The sequence below is a fragment of the Kitasatospora sp. NPDC057512 genome (assembly GCF_042802135.1).
GTDB lineage: Bacteria > Actinomycetota > Actinomycetes > Streptomycetales > Streptomycetaceae > Kitasatospora.
The window spans coordinates 1-7,101 of the sequence record NZ_JBHVET010000453.1 but is presented as its reverse complement, the minus strand read 5'-3'; the positions used below and the strand labels follow the sequence as shown (position 1 = coordinate 7,101).

Annotated in this window: 6 protein-coding genes; 5 read left to right on the top strand and 1 reads right to left on the bottom strand. The window is 72.7% G+C overall.

The window, feature by feature from the left end; all coding sequences use genetic code 11:
• The coding region (locus tag ACFU6K_RS25930) for an AMP-binding protein (RefSeq protein ID WP_380666861.1) at window positions 1–1,561 on the bottom strand (1,561 nt) is incomplete at its 3' end.
• Between the two features lie 201 nt (window positions 1,562–1,762).
• On the opposite strand from ACFU6K_RS25930, the gene ACFU6K_RS25925 reads away from it, so the two are divergent.
• The 5 genes from ACFU6K_RS25925 to ACFU6K_RS25905 all read left to right on the top strand — a co-directional run bounded on the left by ACFU6K_RS25925 (window position 1,763) and on the right by ACFU6K_RS25905 (window position 7,038).
• Window positions 1,763–2,587 (top strand): ABC transporter ATP-binding protein, encoded by an 825-nt coding sequence (locus ACFU6K_RS25925; RefSeq protein ID WP_380666859.1) that lies wholly within the window; start codon window positions 1,763–1,765, stop codon window positions 2,585–2,587.
• Between the two features lie 129 nt (window positions 2,588–2,716).
• On the top strand, window positions 2,717–3,865 hold the full coding sequence (efeO, locus tag ACFU6K_RS25920) for an iron uptake system protein EfeO (RefSeq protein ID WP_049655802.1): 1,149 nt from the start codon (window positions 2,717–2,719) through the stop codon (window positions 3,863–3,865).
• Window positions 3,866–3,977: 112 nt separating this feature from the next.
• Window positions 3,978–5,279, top strand: coding sequence for an iron uptake transporter deferrochelatase/peroxidase subunit (efeB, locus tag ACFU6K_RS25915; RefSeq protein WP_380666857.1), 1,302 nt, complete (start codon window positions 3,978–3,980; stop codon window positions 5,277–5,279).
• A 50-nt stretch (window positions 5,280–5,329) separates the two neighbouring features.
• The gene (gene efeU / locus ACFU6K_RS25910; protein ID WP_380666855.1) at window positions 5,330–6,175 is read left to right on the top strand and encodes an iron uptake transporter permease EfeU; all 846 of its coding nucleotides are present in this window, start codon (window positions 5,330–5,332) and stop codon (window positions 6,173–6,175) included.
• 251 nt (window positions 6,176–6,426) lie between these two features.
• Window positions 6,427–7,038, top strand: a complete 612-nt coding sequence (locus tag ACFU6K_RS25905) for a DUF4232 domain-containing protein (RefSeq protein ID WP_380666854.1) — start codon at window positions 6,427–6,429, stop codon at window positions 7,036–7,038.
• Window positions 7,039–7,101: the final 63 nt, after the last annotated feature.

Below are 7,101 nucleotides of genomic sequence, written 5' to 3'. Positions count from 1 at the left end.
GTGCCGCGGGGTTCTGATTCCCGGACCGGGTGCGCGGCATGTCGCGGCGCGGGATGACGGCGGCGGGCACCGGGCGGCCCCTGAGCTCCCTGGCCAGGTACTGGGAGAGCGACCAGCCGTCCGCCCCGTCCGCGTCCGGATCGGTCACCGCGTAGCCGACCAGCCGCCGCCGCCCCGGCGCCGGCTCCACGTAGACGACGGCCGCCTCCCGCACCGCCGGGTGCCCGCGCAGGGTGCCCTCCGCGTGGACCGCCGCCCGCACCCGCGCCAGCACGCCGGTCGGCCGCTCCGTGCCGAGCGGGCCGACCACGGTCGCGGCCCGGGCGGTGAACTCCAGCACGCCGTCCGCCCGCAGCACCCCGAGGTCGCCGGTCAGCAGCACCCGGCCGTCCGGGTCGAAGTCCGCCCGGACGAAGCGGCGGGCGGTGTCCGCCGGCCGGTTCAGGTAGCCGCGGGCCAGGCCGGCGCCGGCGACCGCGATCTCCCCGGTCATGCCCTGCTTGGCGGGGGTGCCGTTCGGGCCCAGCACGTACACCCGGGTGCCGGGGAAGGGCCGGCCGACCAGCGAGACCCGCTCGGCGCCCTCGGCGGCCGCGGTGCCCCGGGCGTCGAACCAGGTGCTGTCCACGGTGGCCTCCGCCAGGCCGTAGACGTTCAGCACCCTCGCCTCCCCGCCGAGCAGCCGTTGCAGGCCCAACTGCTCGTCCAGGTACCACTTCTCGGCGCCGACGGTGAGCAGCCGCACCCCGGGTAGCCCGCCGCCGGTGCGCGCCAGCAGGGCGGTCAGCCGGCGCGCGGTGCGGACGTTCAGCTCCAGGACGGTGATCCGCTCGGCGGCGACCAGGGCGGGCAGCGCCCCGAGGTCGGCGGCGCGGTCCAGGGTGAGGTTGAACGGGGTGACGACCAGGGTGGCGCCGGTGCCCAGGGCCCGGACCCAGTCGGCGGTGAAGACGTCGAACTCCAGGCTCGCGGTCTGCAGGACCCGGTCCCCGGCGGTCAGCCCGTACACCTCGCGCCAGCCCTCGTACGCGGCCAGCAGGTTGCGGTGCTCGATCAGCGCGCCGAGGGGCAGAGCGGTGGAGCCGGAGGTGTAGAAGACGCAGGCGAGGTCGGCGGCGGCGACCTCGGGCGGTTCGAACGGGGCCCGCGCGGGGGCGGCCGTGTCGACGCAGACCAGCCGCGCCCCGCCGGCGTCCGCCAGCCGGACCCGGTGGCGCTCCTCGGTCACCACCACGTCCGGTGCGGCGTCCGCCAGCACGTGCCGCAGCAGCGCGTCCGGGGCGGTCGGCTCCAGCGGCACGAACGCCGCGCCCGCCGTCAGCACGGCCAGCAGCGCCACGTACACCTCGGTGCCCCGGCCCAGCGCGACCGCCGCCCGCCCGCCCGGGGCCAGGCCCCGCTCCGCCAGCACGGCGGCCAGCCGCCCGGCCCGCTCCACCAGCTCCCCGTAGGTGAGCTCCTGCCCGCCGCAGCGCACGGCCACCGCCGTCGGCGCCCGGCGGGCCCGTTCCTCGACCAGCCCGTGCAGCGTGCCGGCGGCCCGTTCCCCGTCCGCGGTCATCGAGTCCCCCTCGTCCCCCCTCGGAAAGGGCACCATCCTCCTCCCAACTCCCGGCGGGCGACAGGGTTCTGGCGCGTCCATCCCTCGGACGCCCCGACCTCCCGCGACCCGACGGTTGTACTCTGCACGCGGACGGACGGCGCCGGACCGTCCCGTGCGGCGCCCCGCCCGCACCCTGCCCGGCACCGCGATCGGAGCCCCATGAACTCATCCGCCCCCGACTTCGCCGGGCCGGTGCTGCGCACCCGGGACGTGGACGTCGTGCGCGACGGCCGCCACCTGCTGCGCGGGATCACCCTGGAGATCCGGCCCGGCGAGCACTGGGCGCTGCTCGGCCCCAACGGCGCCGGCAAGTCCACCCTGCTCGCGCTGCTCGGCGCCGTATCCCACCCCACCCGCGGCGAGGTGGACGTGCTCGGCCGACGGCTCGGCCGGGTGGACGTCCGCGAGCTGCGCGCCCACCTCGGGCACGTCAACCCCCGCCACCCGCTGCGCTCGCCGCTGAGCGTGCGCGAGGTGGTGCTCACCGGGCACACCAACACCATCGAGCCGGAGTTCCACCGCAAGCCGGCCCCGGAGGCGCTGGAGCGGGCCGAGCAGCTGATCGACACGCTCGGCATGCGCGCGATGGCCGAGGCCGCGTGGACGACGCTCTCCCAGGGCGAGCGCGGCCGGGCCCTGATCGCCCGCGCGCTGATGCCCAGCCCCCGGCTGCTGCTGCTCGACGAGCCCGCCACCGGGCTCGACCTGACCGCCCGGGAACTGCTGCTGGACAGCCTGGACCTGCTGCGCCACCAGCACCCGGAGCTGGCCAGCGTGCTGGTCACCCACCACCTGGAGGAGCTGCCGGAGAGCACCACCCACGCCCTGCTGCTGCGCGGCGGCGAGTGCGTCGCGGCCGGGCCGGTGGACGAGGTGATGACCACGGAGCTGATCAGCGAGACCTTCGGCCACCCGATCCGGATCAGCCGGCACGAGGGGCGCTGGACGGCCCGGGCCGCGGCCCGCCGGACACCGGGAAGGTAACGGTTCAGGGGGTGGGTGTAGACGGAAAATCGTCTTTACGTAAGGTATGCCTTAGCTAATGATGGTCTGCTGGTCCCCGGCCGGCCGCACTGCCTTGGCACACCCATGCCCTTTCCCGTTGGAGCCCGCATGTCCGCCCGTCGCCGTTCCACCGCAGCCGCGCTGCTCACCCTCGCCGTGGCGACCGCAGCCCTGGCCGGCTGTGCGTCCAAGAAGGACGACAAGGCGGGCGGCTCCGACGCGGTCAAGGTGAACGCGACCGACACCGCCTGCGAGGTCTCCAAGACCACCTTCCCGGCCGGCCACGTCGTCCTGGACATCAGCAACAAGGGCTCCAAGACCACCGAGGTCTACGTCTACGGCGACGGCGACAAGATCGTCACCGAGCGCGAGAACATCGGCCCCGGCACCAAGGCCAGCATCAACGCCGAGATCAAGGCCGGCTCGTACGAGATCGCCTGCAAGCCCGGCATGGTCGGCAACGGCATCCGCCAGAAGATCACCGTCACCGGCGAGGGCGGCAGCGCCGCGCCGGCCGACCCGCGCCTGGCCGCCGCCGTCGACGCCTACCGGAAGTACGCCCAGGAGCAGGCCGACGCCACCATCCCGGCCGTCGAGGCCTTCGCGGCCGCGATCAAGGCGGACGACTTGGAGAAGGCCAAGTCGCTGTACGCGCCCTCGCGCACCGGCTGGGAGCGCACCGAGCCGGTCGCCGAGAGCTTCGGCGACGTCGACCCGAAGACCGACACCCGCGAGGACAAGCTGGAGCCGGGCCAGGCGTGGACCGGCTGGCACAAGCTGGAGAAGTCGCTCTGGGCCGACGCGAAGATCGGCGACGACGAGAAGAAGCTCGCCGACCAGCTGGTCGCCGACCTCAAGGACTGGCAGAAGAAGATCCCCGAGGCGGAGATCACCGCGACCAGCATGGCCAACGGCGCCAAGGAGCTGCTGGACGAGGTCGCCACCAACAAGATCACCGGTGAGGAGGACCGCTACAGCCACACCGACCTGGCCGACTTCCAGGCCAACGTCGAGGGTGCGCAGAAGGCCTACGAGCTGCTGAAGCCGGTCGCCTCCGAGAAGGACGCGGAGTTGGCGAAGACGCTGGACTCCGAGTTCGCCGCCATCAACACCCTGCTGGCCAAGTACAAGCAGGCCGACGGCACCTTCACCTCCTACGACAAGGTCACCGAGGCCGAGCGCAAGGCCTTCTCCGACGCGGTCAACTCGCTGGGCGAGCCGCTGTCGAAGCTGGCCGCCGCCGTGGTCGTCAAGTAACCGGCCACCCACCCGAAGTACCCCGCCGACGCCGTGGCGGCCCGCGATCCGGGCCCCACGGCCTCCGTGGGTCAGCGTAGAAGTCCAGCACAGTAGAAGGGCCCGCCCGCCGATGGACGCGGAGAACGAGCAGCAGAACGGGACGCCGGCCGCCGCCGACGCCACCGGGACCAGGGGCGCGGTCAGCCGACGCGCCGTCATCGGCTGGGCCGGCGCGGGCGTCGCGCTCGGCGCCGCCGCCGTCGGCTCGGTCGCCGCGGCCACCCGGCAGGACGACGCCGTCCCGGTCGCCGCCCCCGTCGGCGCCGAGGTGCCGTTCTACGGCGAGCACCAGGCGGGCATCTCCACCCCGGTCCAGGACCGGCTGCACTTCGCCGCCTTCGACGTCTCCGAGAAGGCCACCCGGGAATCCCTGGTCAAGCTGCTCAAGGAGTGGACCAAGGCGGCCGCCGCGATGACCGGCGGCCGCGAGGTCGGCACCGGCGCGGTGCCCGGCTCGCCGGAGGCGCCGCCGGACGACACCGGCGAGGCCCTCGGCCTGCCCGCCTCCCGGCTCACCCTGACCATCGGCTTCGGTCCGAGCCTGTTCGAGAAGGACGGCGTCGACCGCTTCGGCCTCCAGGCCAAGCGCCCCGAGGGCCTGATCGACCTGCCGAACTTCAAGGGCGACAAGCTCGACCCGACCCGCAGCGGCGGCGACCTCTGCGTCCAGGCCTGCGCCGACGACCCGCAGGTCGCCGTGCACGCGATCCGCAACCTGGCCCGGATCGGCATGGGCACCGTCAACATCCGCTGGTCGCAGCTCGGTTTCGGCAAGACCTCCTCGACCACCCCGGACGAGCAGACCCCGCGCAACCTGATGGGGTTCAAGGACGGCACCCACAACATCGCGGGCACCGACGCCGCGAAGCTGGCCGACCACGTCTGGGCCGCCCCCGGCGACGGCCCGGAGTGGATGACCGGCGGCTCCTACCTGGTCGCCCGGCGGATCCGGATGCACATCGAGACCTGGGACCGCGCCTCGCTCAAGGACCAGGAGGACACCTTCGGCCGCACCAAGGGCGAGGGCGCCCCGTACGGCAAGGGCAGGGAGCACGACGCGCCGGACCTCGCGGCGATGCCCGCGACCTCGCACGTCGCCCTCGCCCACCCGGAAGCCAACAGCGGCCTGATGATCCTGCGCCGCGGCTTCTCCTTCACCGACGGCACCGACGGCCTCGGCCGCCTGGACGCGGGGCTGTTCTTCCTCGCCTACCAGCGCGACACCCGCAAGGCCTTCGTCCCGCTCCAGCAGAAGCTCGCGGCGAGCGACAAGCTCAACGAGTACATCCAGCACGTCGGCTCCGCCCACTTCGCCTGCCCGGCGGGCGTGCGCAAGCCGGGGGAGTGGTGGGGCCAGGCCCTCTTCGGCTGACACCCCTCCTGCTCTCCCGTACCATCTCGACACCCCCCCCAGGAGCCCGCGTGTTCGGCAACTACCTGATCGGCCTGCGCGAAGGCCTCGAAGCCAGCCTGGTCGTCTGCATCCTGATCGCCTACCTGGTCAAGACCGGCCGCAAGGACCGGCTGGCGCCGGTGTGGATCGGCGTCGGCTCGGCCGTGGCGCTCTCCATGGCCTTCGGCGCGGTGCTCCAGTTCGGCTCCTCGCAGCTCACCTTCGAGGCCCAGGAAGCGCTCGGCGGCTCGCTGTCGATCATCTCGGTCGGCCTGGTGACCTGGATGGTGTTCTGGATGCGGCGCACCGCCCGGCACCTGAAGACCGAGCTGCACGGCAAGCTGGACGCGGCGATCGCGATGGGCACCACCGCTCTGGTGGTCACCGCCTTCCTGGCCGTCGGCCGCGAGGGCCTGGAGACCTCCCTGTTCATCTGGACCGCGGTGCAGGCCACCGGCGACGGCTGGAACCCGCTGATCGGCGCCGCGCTCGGCCTGCTCACCTCGGTGGTGCTCGGCTGGCTGTTCTACCGGGGCGCGCTGAAGATCAACCTGGCCAAGTTCTTCACCTGGACCGGCGCGATGCTGGTCGTGGTCGCGGCCGGCGTCCTCGCCTACGGCGTGCACGACCTCCAGGAGGCCGGCTGGCTGCCCGGCCTGCACAGCACGGCCTTCGACATCTCCAGCACCATCCCCAAGGACAGCTGGTACGGCACGCTGCTGAAGGGCGTGTTCAACTTCCAGCCGGACCCGACGGTGCTGCAGCTGGTGGTCTGGCTGCTCTACCTGGTCCCGACCCTGGCGGTGTTCTTCAACGTGCTCGGCGGCGGGAGCAAGAAGCCCGCCCAGCCGGTGGCCGCCAAGCCGGCCGCCTGATCGGGTCGTTCGACCTGCTCCACCCGTACCACCCGCTCCACCCGCTCCACCCGTACCGCCCCGTCCGGCACCCGCCGGGCGGGGCGGTTTCGTAGGAGCGGAGCCAGTTCTCGCCAGGAGTGATCGGAACCAGTCAGGAAGACGACGAAAACGGTCAGCTCTGACAAACTGCAGTCCCAGTGGAACCGTTGCGCCACCACCTTCGTACTTAGGGTGACAGCACCATGCCATTACCCACCCATGGGGGGAACATGACCGTTCGCAGGCCTGCCAGGTTAGTCGCCGCCGGTGTCGCCGCCCTCGCGGCGACCGTGCTGCTGACCGCGTGCGACGACGTGAAGTACACCGACGACAAGCCGGGCGACCCGAAGGCGAGCGCCGCCGGGGCCACCGTCCCCGGCGACCCGATGGCCGGCCAGGCGGCCGGTTCGCGCTGCAAGAGCGACGACATCACCGCCACCGTGCAGCTCAAGGGCGCGGGCTCGGCCATGCTGACGATCAAGAACAAGAGCAGCCACAACTGCACCCTGTACGGCTACCCGGGTTTCGGCGGCGTGAAGGCCGACAACAGCGCGGACGCGCTGGCGGCCAACCGCGAGTCGCACCCCGGGCCCGCGGTGCTGGTCACCCTGAAGCCCAACAAGTCCGGCTACGCGGGCCTCAAGTGGAGCGCCTGCGACAAGTCGGACGCGACCTGCCACGTGCTCACCGGCCTCCAGGTCACCGCGCCGGACGAGACCACGGCGGTCACCGCCGAGGTGCTGGGCACCGACGGCAAGCCGGCCGGCCAGCTGCTGGTCTCGGCCGCCGGGCTGACCACCGGCACCCTGCAGCCGAACAACGAGAAGGTGCTGTTCAACTGATCCGGTTCAACTGATCCGGTTCACCTGATGCTGTCCGGTTGACGATGTCCGACTGATGATGTT